The organism is Kitasatospora sp. NPDC088160 (assembly GCF_044741445.1).
Lineage (GTDB): Bacteria > Actinomycetota > Actinomycetes > Streptomycetales > Streptomycetaceae > Kitasatospora.
The window spans coordinates 15745-27676 of record NZ_JBIUSS010000010.1; the positions used below are offsets into that span (position 1 = coordinate 15745).

Annotated in this window: 11 protein-coding genes; 7 read left to right on the forward strand and 4 right to left on the reverse strand. The window is 74.7% G+C overall.

The annotated features are described in order from the left end of the window. Positions 1 to 285: 285 nt before the first annotated feature. Positions 286 to 495, reverse strand: a complete 210-nt coding sequence (locus tag ACIOGZ_RS16805) for a DUF5703 family protein (RefSeq protein WP_280681853.1) — start codon at positions 493 to 495, stop codon at positions 286 to 288. 366 nt (positions 496 to 861) lie between these two features. Between ACIOGZ_RS16805 and ACIOGZ_RS16810 the strand changes: the two genes are divergently transcribed. Next, positions 862 to 1467: a hypothetical protein gene (locus ACIOGZ_RS16810; protein ID WP_063346931.1), complete on the forward strand. Its 606-nt coding sequence runs from the start codon at positions 862 to 864 to the stop codon at positions 1465 to 1467. 86 nt (positions 1468 to 1553) lie between these two features. Here ACIOGZ_RS16810 and ACIOGZ_RS16815 read toward each other — a convergent pair whose 3' ends face one another. Continuing rightward, the gene (locus ACIOGZ_RS16815; RefSeq protein WP_400986311.1) at positions 1554 to 3788 is read right to left on the reverse strand and encodes a helix-hairpin-helix domain-containing protein; all 2235 of its coding nucleotides are present in this window, start codon (positions 3786 to 3788) and stop codon (positions 1554 to 1556) included. A gap of 49 nt (positions 3789 to 3837) precedes the next feature. Continuing rightward, positions 3838 to 4818 (reverse strand): aldo/keto reductase, encoded by a 981-nt coding sequence (locus ACIOGZ_RS16820; protein WP_350878016.1) that lies wholly within the window; start codon positions 4816 to 4818, stop codon positions 3838 to 3840. Between the two features lie 251 nt (positions 4819 to 5069). On the opposite strand from ACIOGZ_RS16820, the gene ACIOGZ_RS16825 reads away from it, so the two are divergent. After that, positions 5070 to 6116 (forward strand): LLM class F420-dependent oxidoreductase, encoded by a 1047-nt coding sequence (locus tag ACIOGZ_RS16825; RefSeq protein WP_363583931.1) that lies wholly within the window; start codon positions 5070 to 5072, stop codon positions 6114 to 6116. 23 nt (positions 6117 to 6139) lie between these two features. Here the strand turns inward: ACIOGZ_RS16825 and ACIOGZ_RS16830 are convergent, their stop codons facing one another. After that, positions 6140 to 7123, reverse strand: coding sequence for a magnesium and cobalt transport protein CorA (locus tag ACIOGZ_RS16830; protein ID WP_363583930.1), 984 nt, complete (start codon positions 7121 to 7123; stop codon positions 6140 to 6142). Positions 7124 to 7319: 196 nt separating this feature from the next. On the opposite strand from ACIOGZ_RS16830, the gene ACIOGZ_RS16835 reads away from it, so the two are divergent. The 5 genes from ACIOGZ_RS16835 to ACIOGZ_RS16855 all read left to right on the forward strand — a co-directional run bounded on the left by ACIOGZ_RS16835 (position 7320) and on the right by ACIOGZ_RS16855 (position 11755). Then, positions 7320 to 8012, forward strand: a complete 693-nt coding sequence (locus ACIOGZ_RS16835) for an MSMEG_4193 family putative phosphomutase (protein WP_363583928.1) — start codon at positions 7320 to 7322, stop codon at positions 8010 to 8012. 356 nt (positions 8013 to 8368) lie between these two features. Further along, on the forward strand, positions 8369 to 8944 hold the full coding sequence (locus ACIOGZ_RS16840; protein WP_350878006.1) for a DUF3090 domain-containing protein: 576 nt from the start codon (positions 8369 to 8371) through the stop codon (positions 8942 to 8944). Between the two features lie 56 nt (positions 8945 to 9000). Beyond that, a complete protein-coding gene (locus tag ACIOGZ_RS16845) occupies positions 9001 to 9786 on the forward strand; it encodes an SCO1664 family protein (protein ID WP_063350993.1) in 786 nt (261 codons plus the stop codon). A 68-nt stretch (positions 9787 to 9854) separates the two neighbouring features. After that, positions 9855 to 10784 (forward strand): AraC family transcriptional regulator, encoded by a 930-nt coding sequence (locus tag ACIOGZ_RS16850; protein ID WP_363618098.1) that lies wholly within the window; start codon positions 9855 to 9857, stop codon positions 10782 to 10784. 65 nt (positions 10785 to 10849) lie between these two features. Continuing rightward, positions 10850 to 11755 (forward strand): carbohydrate-binding protein, encoded by a 906-nt coding sequence (locus ACIOGZ_RS16855; RefSeq protein WP_400986313.1) that lies wholly within the window; start codon positions 10850 to 10852, stop codon positions 11753 to 11755. Positions 11756 to 11932 lie beyond the last annotated feature (177 nt).

Genomic DNA, 11932 nt, shown 5'->3' on the forward strand with positions numbered 1-11932 from the left:
GGAGCACGAGGCCGGAGCGTGACGCGCCCGCGGCCGCCTGGAGGTACGGGCGGCCGCGGGCGGGCGGAGGTCCGGTGTGAGAACCCGCATCAAGGCCTGACATGACGTGAAGCCCCGGCTCGAAAGCCCGGCGTGAGATCCCCACCGCGACGGGCGCGTTCCCGGGCCCGGAGCTCGCCGATCCGGAGCTCCCCGACCCGGCCGCCTCCCGCCTGGGCCTTCCCCACCCAGGCGCCCCGCCCGTCCATCCCCGTGGCGGCGGGTGGGTTCAGGCGCGCTCGCCCGTCACCAGCTCCGGACCTGCCGGATGATCCGCCGCCGCAGCCGGACCGTCCGGCTCCCGTCGGGGAACAGCCTCAGCCGGTCGAGCTCCCAGTGCCCGTACTCGGCGTGCTCGGTGAGCAGTTGGCGTGCCGCGTTGCGCGTGGTGCCACGCGGCATGCGCAGCGACTGGTACTCGTACTCCGGTTGCCGGACCGGCTTCGGTGGGGTCAAAACGCTCCTCCTGAGGATCACCTGCGCGCAAGCCTACGACCTGCCTCGGACAGTCGGCCCGGGTATTTCCGGACGTCCTCCCGGCCGTCCGTCCGACCCGGTGGGACGCCCCGGACCGGCCGGGGCACGCCAGCCCGACTGACAGTGCATCAGTCCCGTTGTTCCTCCGGACGGGATACCCCGATCCCGGCGCGCGAAGCGGCACCCGATCGGCCCCGCGCGGCCCGGCCGCACGCCCTTCGCGCCGGGCATGCGCGGGGACAGAACCACGCGGATCGGACATCAGGGGGGAAGTTGCGGTGAAATCGCGGGTGTAGGTGACAACCGCTGTGCGTACCGACACCGCGGGGAGATAGCGTCTGCACCATGTCTGATGCCGCGCAGCCAACCATTGCCGAGGTACGCGCCGCCGCCGAGGCGGTCAAGGCCGCCATCGACCGTCATCTGGAAGCGGTGTCAAGCCCCAGCGCAGCGGATGATCCCGCTGTGTCCGCCGCCTACGAGCAGCTCGCGACGGCGGCCATCGCCTACGACCAGATCCTCTACGAGGTCTACGACGAGGTCACCCCCTTCGAGATCCCCGGGGACGAGGGTCCGGGCGGCTACCACGGCCCCGAACAGCCGGAGGCGATCAGCGTGCTGATCCGCCGCGACTACCACGTCGCCGACCCCAAGCGGCTGCGCGCCCAGGCCGAGCGGCTCGACGAGTCGCTGACCCCCGGCGGGGGCGGCACCAGCGGGGTGAACGCCGCGATCGGTGTGCTGTTCGGCGAGTACGAGCCGGACGAGATCGCCGCCCGCAGCGAGGAGTTCGGCCTGGAGGAGGCGGACTCGACGCTCTGGGTCGCGGCGGCGGAGCCGACCGAGCCGGGGGAGTGGCTGCCGGAGCCCTTCGAGCACGCCGACCCGCAGATGCTGATCTGCCGGTTCGACGTGAGCGAGGTCTACGACGACGAGGACCCCGACGACTGAACCGTTCGTCGTGCGGACACCCGGAGGGCGGGCCCCACCTGTAGGGGGCCCGCCCTCCGCGCGTTCCGCCGACCGGCGCGCAGGACCTAGTACGCCGAGGCGGCGTTCTCGGCGAGGATCGCCCGCAGCCGGGTGGTGCGCGGCTGCGCCGGGCGCTCGGTGACGGCCTGGGCGAGCGCCGGGCCCGCCGCGTGCACCACGGACAGGTGCCGCTCGCCGCGGCCGAAGGCGGTGTAGACCCACTGCCGGGTGAGCGCCGGGCCGGCGTCCTCCGGGAGCACCACGACCGCGCCCGGCCAGCGGCGGCCGAGTGCCTGGTGGACGGTCAGCGCCCAGCTGTGCCGCAGCCGGCCCACCTGGGCGGGCGGGACGGTCCGGCGCGAGCCGTCCGCGTACGCCAGGTGCAGGCCGGTGGCGTCGCCGTCCAGCACCCGGGCCGGGCGGGTGACGCCGGGGGCCGGGGAGTCGACCACCCGGTCGCCCGGGTCGAAGCCGCCGAACCGGCCGGGCCCCGGGTTGAGCCGGGCCTTCGCGGCGGCGTTCAGCGCCCGGGTGCCCGCCGGGCCGCCGTGGCCGGGGGTGAGCAGCACCACCTGCTCGGCGGGGATGCCGAGGGCGCGGGGGATGGAGTCGGTGAGCAGCTGGAGGGCGCGGTGGACGGCTTCGCCGCCGTCCTTCGCGGTCAGGATGACCACCTCCTTGTCCGGCGCCTCGACGGGCTGGAGCTCGCCGATGCCGACGCCGGAAACCAGCTCGCCGATCGGGCCGAAGTCCGGGGTGCGGGAGGCGACCGCCGGGCAGACCTTGGCGGCCAGCAGGTCGGCGAAGAACCGGCCGGGGCCGGCCGACCAGAGCTGGCCGGGGTCGCCGCTGAGCACCAGCCGGGTGCCGTCGGCGAGCGACTCCAGGACGGTGGCGGCCAGTTCGACGTCCAGCAGCGGGGCGTCGAGGACGACCAGGACGTCCAGGGCGAGCGTGCCGTCGGAGGCGCGGCCCGGCCCGGCGGCGCCGGAGAGCAGGTCGGCGAGGGTGATCACGGAGGCCGGGGTGTCGGTGAGCGCGGCGAAGGACTCCCGGCCCTGGTCGGTCCAGGTGGCGGCCCAGGCCCGCAGCCCGAGGCCGCCGGCAGCGGCCAGCAGCGCGGCGGGTTCGGCGCGGGCGGCCTCGCCGCCGGTGTGCAGCACCAGGGCGCTGTCGGCGACGGCCTGGATCAGGGCGGTCGCGGAGGAGGACGGCGCGGCCTCGCCGGCAGCCGCCCACGCCGTCGGGCCGGGCGCGGCGGGGGCCTGCGGAGCGTCCTCCGCCGTGGCCTCCGCGGGGGCCACGCCCGAGTCGGAGCCGGAGGTCGGCTCGGAGCCCGCCTCGGAGTCGGAGGCCGGCGAGGAGTCGGCCGCGGACTCGGCGTCCTCCGTCGTCCCGGCGTCCTCCGCCGTGTTCTCCTCCGGATCCTCCTCGCCCGGCTCCGGGTCCTCGCCCGGCTCCGGGTCCTCGCCCGGCACGAAGGTCGACATCAGCCGGACCAGCCCGTCCGCGAGGCTCTCCTCGGCCAGCGCGAGCCGCTCCAGGGCGAGCAGCGTCCGGGTCGGCGGCTCCTCGTCCTCGTCGCCGCCCGCCGCGTGCGCCTCGGGACCGGTCAGCTCCTCCTGGAACGGCATCGCGCGCCCGTCCAGGACGGCGGCCTGGATCGCCGCGGCCGAGTCCGGCAGCCCGTGGCGGTCGAGCCCGGCCGCGATCTCGGCGACCTCGACGGCGGAGTGGCCGCGCAGCGCCGCCTGCTCCAGCAGCCACGGCACCAGCGCCTGGGCGCGGCGCGGGTCGCCGGGGCCGGCGGCGGGGCCGAGCAGGCCGCGGGCGAAGCCGTCCGCGTGCTCGGGGCGGACGCCGGGCAGGGACAGCACGGCCCACGGGTCGGAGCGCAGCTGTTCGGCGGCGCCGTCGCCGAACTCGGCCACCGCGGCGGCCGCGAGATCGGCCGGGGCGCCCCCGGCGGTCAGCACCTCGGCGGTGTCCTTGAGGGCCTGCGCGCGCTGCTGGTCGGGCTGCGCGGAGGGCGGGGCCGGGGCCTTGGCGTCCTTAACGTCCTCGGCGTCCTCGGGAGCCGCGGGACGGCCCTCGCCCTCCGGCGGTGCCGCCTGCGGGCCGACACTGCGGATCCGCTGCGCCAGCTCGGCGATCGCCGCCGCCTTCTCCGCCGGGCTCGCCTTCTCCGCCGGGCTCGCCGTCTCCGCGGGGCTCGCCGTCTCGGCCGGGCCGACCGACTCCGTCGGGCTCACCGAGACTGCCGAGGTCTCCTCCGGAGCGCCGTTCTCCGTGTCACTCATCGTCCGCTCCAAGGGTCACTCCACTGCGTGTTCAGCTGAACGAGGGGGGCTACAGCTCGCTCCACCCCTGGTCCGGGTAGCGGTGCACCGGCGACGAGATGTCGTCCAGCGCACCACGGATCTCACCCGGAAGCGTAAGCGCCTCCACCGACAGTGCCGCCTGCAGCTGTGCCACCGTACGGGCCCCGACCAGCGCGCTCGCCACTCCGGGCCGGTCCCGGACCCAGGCGAGGGCGACCGCGAGCGGGCTGCTGGCGAGGCCGTCGGCGGCCGTGGCGACGGCGTCGACGATCCGCCGCGAGCGCTCCCCGAGGTACGGCTGGACGAACCCGGACAGGTACGGCGAGGCGCCGCGCGAGTCCTGCGGGACGCCGTGCCGGTACTTGCCGGTGAGCACCCCGCGCCCGAGCGGTGAGGAGGCGAGCAGCCCGACTCCGGCGTCCGCCGCGGCGGGCAGCGCCTCGCGCTCGATGCCGCGCTGGAGCAGTGAGTACTCCAGCTGGGCCCCGGCCAGCGGCGTGCGCCCGTGGTGGGCGCGCTGCCAGGTGGCGGCCTTGGCGAGCTGCCAGCCGCTGAAGTCGCAGACCCCGACGTACCGGGCGCGCCCGGAGGAGACGGCGATGTCGAGGGCGCTGAGCGTCTCCTCGACGGGCGTCATGGGGTCGAAGGAGTGCACCTGCCACAGGTCGACGTAGTCGGTGCCGAGCCGGCGCAGCGAGGCGTCGAGGGCGGCGAGGAGGTGGCCGCGGGAGCCGTCGAAGCGGCGGGCGGACTCCGGCACGCTGCCGGCCTTGGTGGCGATGACGAGTTCGGAGCGGGGGATGAGGCTGTCGGTGAGCCGGGAGATCAGGTACTCGGCGCCGCCGTCGGCGTACACGTCGGCGGTGTCGAGCAGGGTCCCGCCGGCGTCGACGAACTCCTTGAGCTGCTCGGCGGCCTCGTGTTCGTCGGTGTCGCGGCCCCAGGTCATGGTGCCGAGGCCGAGCCGGGAGACCTGGAGACCGGTACGGCCGAGGTGACGCTTTTCCATCGGACGGGCCCTCCACTGGCCGGTGGCACCGGGCGCCCCGGTAGCCCTGAGAACGCGCAGGTGGGGAGAGCGCTCCCCACGTCGGCTGAGCGTAGCGGCCGGTGTCCGGGCAGGGGTGGCGACCCGCAGAACGATCACCGGGTCCGGGCGGCGGCGGGTGTGACCCAGACCACCACTACCGGTCAGTAGCATGACCGGTGAGTGCGCGGCTACCCTCGCCACCAACCCTCACCGACTGGAAGGTTCGGCACATGCGACTCGGAATCAACCTCGGCTACTGGGGTCTCGGCATGGACGCCGACAACATCGCCGTGGCCCAGGAGGCGGACCGGCTCGGCTACTCGGTGTGCTGGGCGGCCGAGGCGTACGGCTCGGACGCCGCGACGGTGCTGAGCTTCGTCGCCGCGAAGACCGAGCGGATCGACGTCGGTTCGGCCATCTTCCAGATCCCCGCCCGCACCCCGGCGATGACCGCGATGACCGCGGCGACCCTGGACACGCTGTCCGGCGGCCGCTTCCGGCTCGGCCTCGGCGTCTCCGGCCCGCAGGTCTCCGAGGGCTGGTACGGGGTGAAGTTCGACAAGCCGCTCGCCCGCACCCGCGAGTACGTGGAGATCATCCGCAAGGCGATGTCCCGCGAGCGGCTGGTCCACGAGGGCGCGCACTGGACGCTGCCGCTGCCCGGCGGCCCCGGCAAGCCGATCAAGCTCACCGTGCACCCGGTGCGCGAGCACATCCCGCTGTACATCGCGGCGATCGGCCCGAAGAACCTGGAGCAGACCGGCGAGATCGCCGACGGCTGGCTCGGCATCTTCTTCTCGCCCGAGCACGCCGCGCTCTCCCTCGACCCGCTGAAGGCCGGCCGCGCCAAGGCGGGGCAGGGCCTGGACGGCTTCGACCTCTGCCCGACCGTCACCATCGCGGTCGGCGAGGACATCACGGCCGGCGTCGACTCCCAGCGCTCCTACGCCGCGCTGTACATCGGCGGCATGGGCAGCAAGGAGAAGAACTTCTACAACCAGCTCGCCCGGCGGATGGGCTACGAGCAGGCCGCCGACGAGATCCAGGAGAAGTACCTGGCCAAGGACTACGCGGGCGCCGCGGCCGCCGTCCCGCACGACCTGATCGACGCCACCTCGCTGATCGGCGACACCGCCCGGATCGCCGACCGGATGCAGGCCTACGCCGACGCGGGCGTCACCACGCTCACCCTGGCCCCGTCCGGCTTCACCCTGGACGAGCGGATCCAGGCGCTGCGCACCGGCGTCGAGGCCTTGGAGCGCGCCGGCCTGGCGTAGCCGCCCGGGGCCGTCGGGCGGCACTACAGCCAGTCGTGCCGCTTGAACACCCGGTGCAGCACTATGCAGACCGCGACCATCAGCGACAGCACCGCCGGGTACCCCCAGGGCTGGTGCAGTTCGGGCATGTCCTCGAAGTTCATCCCGTAGACGCCCGCGATCATCGTCGGCACGGCGGCCAGCGCCGCCCAGGCCGAGATCTTCCGCATGTCGTTGTTCTGCTGCACGCTGACCTGCGCCAGGTTGGCGTTGAGGATGTCGGACAGCAGCCGGTCCATGCCGTCGACCTGGTCGGTCACCCGGGCCAGGTGGTCGGCGACGTCCCGCAGGTAGGGCAGGGTCTCCGGGCGGATGTACGGTTCGCCGCCGCGGGCCAGGCGCAGCGTCGGTTCCAGCAGCGGGCCGGTGGCGCGGCGGACGGTCATCACCTGGCGTTTGTAGCCGTAGATCCGGCCGGCGGTGTCGCGGCCGACCCGGTTGGGGGCGAAGACGTCCGCCTCCAGTTCGTCCAGGTCGGTCTGGAGCCCGGTGGCTACCTCCATGTAGCCGTCGACGATGGTGTCGCACACCGAGTGCAGCACCGAGCTGGGCCCGTAGCGCAGCAGTTCGGGCTGCTTCTCCAGCCGGGCCCGCAGGCCGGAGAGCGGGGCGTCGGCGCCGTGCCGGACGGTCATCACGAAGTCCGCGCCGAGGAAGACCATCACCTCGCCGATGGTCACCGCGTGGGCGCCGGGGTGGTAGCCGAGCGTCTTGAGGGCGACGAACAGGGAGCCCTGGTACGGCTCGATCTTGGGGCGCTGGTGGGCGCTGACGGCGTCCTCGACGGCCAGTGGGTGCAGGGCGAACTCCCTTCCGACGTGGTTGAGTTCCTCGGCGGTGGGCTCGAACAGGCCTATCCAGACGAAGCCGCCGGGCCCGGCGGCGCGGGCGGCGGCGAGCGCGCCGGCGAGGTCGTCGGGGGCCTCGATCCGGTGGCCGTCGTGGTAGCTGGCGCAGTGGACGATCATCGGGCCATTGTGGCCCGGGGAGGGGTGCCCGGGGCGGAGCCGGGCCAGGACGGCCTCGCGGGCCGGTGCCGGCGGCGGCCCAGGAGGACCCGTACCCTGCCCCCGCGTTGCGCGCCCGCACCCCGCGCCGGCACCCGACGGCCGCACCTCGCACCGACACTCCACGCCCGCGCCCGGAGGCCGTAGGCTGAGCCCCATGCCCACCCTGCTGCTCGTCCGCCACGGCCGCTCGACCGCGAACACCGCCGGAATCCTGGCCGGTTGGACGCCCGGCGTGGACCTCGACGACACCGGACGCGCGCAGGCCGCCGCGCTGGCCGGCCGGCTCGCGGGGATCCCGCTGGTGCAGGCCGTCAGCAGCCCGCTGGAGCGCTGTCGGCAGACCCTGGAGCCGTTGCTGGCGGCCCGGCCCGAGCTGGGCCCGCCCGCCGAGGACGAGCGGCTGGGCGAGTGCCACTACGGCGAGTGGACCGGTCGGCCGCTGGCCGAGCTGGCCAAGGAGCCGCTCTGGCGCACCGTGCAGGACCACGCGGCCGCCGCGGCCTTCCCCGGCGGGGAGTCGTTGCGCGAGCTGAGCCACCGGACGGTCGGTGCGGTCCGGGAGTGGAACGAGAAGGTCGCCGCCGAGCACGGCGCGGACGCGGTCTGGCTCGCCTGCTCGCACGGGGACGTGATCAAGGCGGTGGTGGCCGACGCCCTCGGCCTGCACCTGGACCACTTCCAGCGGATCAGCGTCGAGCCCTGCTCGGTCACCGCGATCCGCTACACCCCGCAGCGGCCCTTCGTCCTGAGGATGGGCGACACCGGCGACCTCGGCTCGCTCGCGCCCAGGCCCGGCGCGGCCCCGGCCGCCCCGGCGGGCGACGCGGTGGTCGGCGGCACCACCTGAGACGGTCGCCCCGCCTGACCCGCCTGACCCGCCTGACCCGCCTGACCCGCCTGACCCGCCTGGTACGACCCTGGTTCGACCGGCGCCATCCGACCTGACCGGAGCCGCCCGGCCCGGAGCCGCATCACGTGGGCGGGAGCGCCGCCGCACGCCGCTCCGCAGCGGCCGGCGGCACCACCTGAGCTGGCCGGTGCCACTGCGGCTCGGCTCCCCTGCGGGGGCCCGGAGGTCGTAGGGTGACTAACGAGCCCCGCCGCGTGGCGAGCCCGCGCTCGGGCCGCCGTACGGCAGCCCGAGCCAATGACGTCCGAACGATCCCTGTGATCCCCACGACCGACACGATCCGGAGCGAGAGCGTGCCCCGTCAGGTCTTCTTCTACGACCAGCCCGAACGGTTCGTGGCCGGCACCGTCGGCCAGCCCGGCGCCCGGGCGTTCTACCTGCAAGCCAGCGCCCGGGGCCGGATCACCAGCGTCCTGCTGGAGAAGACCCAGGTGGCGGCGCTCGCCGAGCGGATCGACGAGGTCCTGGACGAGGCGCTGCGGCGCAGCGGCGGCGACGTCTCCATCCCGGCCGCCGCCCCGCAGGACCTGCTCGACACCGCACCGCTGGACCTGCCGCTGGAGCAGGAGTTCCGGGTCGGCACCATGGCCCTGGCCTGGGACAGCGTGGACGGCTGTCTGGTGGTCGAGGCGCAGGCGCTGATCGAGGTGGAGGAGGACGAGGACGAGGACAGCGCCGCGGCGGTCTTCGAGGACGACGACAACGGTCCGGACATGCTGCGGGTGCGGCTGTCCGGCGCGATGGCCCGGGTGTTCGCCAAGCGGGCGCTGGACCTGGTCTCGGCCGGCCGCAAGCCCTGCCCGTTCTGCAACCTGCCGCTCGACCCGGAGGGCCACCTGTGCCCGCGCGCGAACGGCTACCGGCGCTGAACACCGAGACCCCGCCCCAGGCGGATCCGGCTGCCGCCGCCGCCCTCGCCGCCGACGTGCCCACCGCGCTGGAGCTGCTGCGCGAGGGCGAGTTGACGGTGCACGGGCGCCTCACCGAGGCGTCCAACGCCGCGCTGTACTGCACCGCCACACACGGTTCGCTGAGCGCGCAGGCCGTCTACAAGCCGGTCGCCGGGGAGCGCCCGCTGTGGGACTTCCCGGACGGCACGCTGGCCGGCCGCGAGGTCGCCGCGTACGAGGTGTCGGCCGCGACCGGCTGGGCGCTGGTGCCGCCGACCGTGCTGCGCGACGGGCCGCACGGGCCCGGGATGGTGCAGCTGTGGGTCGAGCCGGATCCGCAGGCCGAGCCGCTGCTGGCCCTCCAGGACCCGCGCGGCCCGGAGCACGGCTGGCTGCCGATCGTGCGGGCCGAGGTCGGCGGGGGACGCACCGCGCTGCTGGTGCACCACGACGACCAGCGGCTGCGCCGGCTCGCCGTGCTGGACGCGGTGCTCAACAACGCCGACCGCAAGGGCGGCCACCTGATCCCGGCCGCCGACGGCCGGGTCTACGGCATCGACCACGGCGTCACCTTCAACACCGAGGGCAAGCTGCGCACCCTGCTCTGGGGCTGGGCCGGCGAGCCGCTGCCCGCCGAGGCGCTGGAGGTGCTGACCCGGCTCGCCGAGCGCCTGGACGGCGAGCTGGCCGCGCGCCTCGCTCCGCACCTGACCGCCGCCGAACTGGAGGCGACCCGCGCCCGGGTGGCCGGGCTGCGCCGCACAGGCCGGCACCCGCTGCCCTCCGAGGACTGGCCCTCGATCCCCTGGCCGCCGGTCTAGGGCCTGTGGACCGGTTCGGGCCGGCTGATGGTCTGGACCTGTCCGCGAACCGGCAGCACACTGCTCCGATGGACGCGTTACGGACCACCCCCACCCCCCGTACCACGCCGGACCTGCCGCTGCACCGGCTACAGGTCCCGCTGCCGCACCTGCTCCCGTTCGCCATCGGGAGCTTCGACACGATCGGCCCGCTGTCCCGGGCGGGCTTCCCGCACCGGCACTCGTTCTACGAGATCGTCCACGTCACCGGCGGCCGCGGCGCCCACGTCCTGGACCTGGTCCACCGGCCGCTGGCGCCACCGCAGTTGTGCGTGATCACGCCCGGCCAGGTGCACTACTGGTCGGACGCGGACGAACTCACCGGCCAGGTCGTCCTGTTCAACGAGGACTTCCTGCTCCGGAACCCGCAGGACCTCGCCGCGCTGCGCACCCTGGCCACCCGCCCCGCGCTCGGGCTCGGCGAACAGGCCGGGCCGGTCGGCGCGTTGCTCGCCGACATGGAACACGAGTACCGCTCCAGGCAGCCCGGCTACCAGGGCGTGCTGCGGGCCAGTCTGCACATCCTGATCGTCCGGGCGCTGCGCGCCGGCCGGCCGGGGGAGCGGCCGTCGCCGCCCGGCCGGCCGACCGAACTGGCCTCCGCCTTCACCCGGTTGATCGCCGGCCCGGGCGGGGTGCGGCACTCGGTGGCGTCCAGTGCGCAGGAACTCGGCGTCTCGCCGGGCCACTTGCAGACCCTGGTCAAGCAGGCCACCGGCCGCACCCCGGGCGGGCTGATCCGGCGCCAGCAGACCCTGGAGGCCAAACGGCTACTGGCCTGCACGGATCTGACGATTCGTCAGGTCTCGAAGGAGGCGGGCTTCGCCGACCCGGCCTACTTCTGCCGTTTCTTCCGGCGGGAGACCGGGATGACGCCGGGGGAGTTCCGGGCCCGGGTCGACGGAAATCACCACGATCCCCGGATCGCGTCCATCGCGGCGGCCCCGGACTGCCCGTAACTTTGCTGGTGGCCACCGGTGGCCGGTCCGGCGCGCGCGGACGGGCGGCCGGTTCGGCCCTTGTCATGCCCCCACCATGGCAAGGGCCGCCCCCCACATCCACCCCACCCCCCACCCGAAGGAGAGGGCGCATGCCCACGCCCGACGGCATGATCAGCCGCAAGACCGTCCTGAAGGCCGCCGCCGCGCTCGGCGCCGCCCCGCTGCTGGTCGGCGGCGGCGTCGCGCTGGCCCGCGAGCAGGCCGGCACCGGTCGGCCCCCCGGCCTCACCCCCGAGTGCCACGACGGCGACGACCCCACCATCGAGCAGACCGAGGGCCCCTACTTCAAGCCCAACTCCCCACTGCGCAGCTCCATGGTCAACGACGGCCCCGGCACCCGGCTGACCGTCAGCGGCTACGTCTTCGGCCGCGCCTGCCGACCGATCTCCGGCGTCCTGCTGGACTTCTGGCAGGCCGACGACAACGGCGCCTACGACAACACCGGGTTCACCTTCCGCGGCCACCAGTTCACCGACGCGAACGGCGCCTTCAAGCTGGACACGATCGTCCCCGGCCTCTACCCGGGCCGCACCCGGCACCTCCACGTCAAGCTCCAGGCGCCCGGCCGCCCGGTGCTCACCACCCAGCTCTACTTCCCCGGCGAGCCGCGCAACAGCACGGACACCATCTACGACGCCCGGCTGCTGATGAACGTCCGCCAGAACGGCCCGGGCCGTGAGGGCAGCTACGACTTCGTCCTGGACGTGCCGCAGACCCCGGGCACGCCGAGCCCGACCCCCACCGCCACCCCGACCGGAACCCCCACCGGAACGCCCACGCCGCCGAGCGGCAGTTGGAAGCCCGGGGCCTCGTACAACGCGGGCGACCGCGTCACCTACTCCGGTGCCTCCTACCTCTGCCTCCAGGCGCACACCGCCATGGTGGGCTGGGAGCCGCCGAACGTGCCGGCCCTCTGGCAGCGGTCGTAGCGGCTCCGGCCGCGTCCCCCGGGGTGCCGGGCGCCCGGTCGGCGGCAGGGTCGACCGGGCGCTCAACCGTGTCCGAAAGCCTGCCCGAAGCCTGTTGAAAGCCCGCCCAACGCCTGCCCGACGCCCGCCCGAAGCCTGCCCGACGCCCGCCCGAAGCCCGCCCGACGCCCGCCCGAA

What these genes read in the sequence shown, in the direction of transcription:
- ACIOGZ_RS16810 (WP_063346931.1), top strand. Translation starts at nt 862, where the DNA reads ATGTCTGATGCCGCGCAGCCAACCATTGCCGAGGTACGCGCCGCCGCC.
- ACIOGZ_RS16855 (WP_400986313.1), top strand. Translation starts at nt 10,850, where the DNA reads ATGCCCCCACCATGGCAAGGGCCGCCCCCCACATCCACCCCACCCCCC.
- ACIOGZ_RS16850 (WP_363618098.1), top strand. Translation starts at nt 9,855, where the DNA reads ATGGACGCGTTACGGACCACCCCCACCCCCCGTACCACGCCGGACCTG.
- ACIOGZ_RS16830 (WP_363583930.1), bottom strand. Translation starts at nt 7,123, where the DNA reads ATGATCGTCCACTGCGCCAGCTACCACGACGGCCACCGGATCGAGGCC.
- ACIOGZ_RS16825 (WP_363583931.1), top strand. Translation starts at nt 5,070, where the DNA reads ATGCGACTCGGAATCAACCTCGGCTACTGGGGTCTCGGCATGGACGCC.
- ACIOGZ_RS16815 (WP_400986311.1), bottom strand. Translation starts at nt 3,788, where the DNA reads ATGAGTGACACGGAGAACGGCGCTCCGGAGGAGACCTCGGCAGTCTCG.
- ACIOGZ_RS16835 (WP_363583928.1), top strand. Translation starts at nt 7,320, where the DNA reads ATGCCCACCCTGCTGCTCGTCCGCCACGGCCGCTCGACCGCGAACACC.
- ACIOGZ_RS16820 (WP_350878016.1), bottom strand. Translation starts at nt 4,818, where the DNA reads ATGGAAAAGCGTCACCTCGGCCGTACCGGTCTCCAGGTCTCCCGGCTC.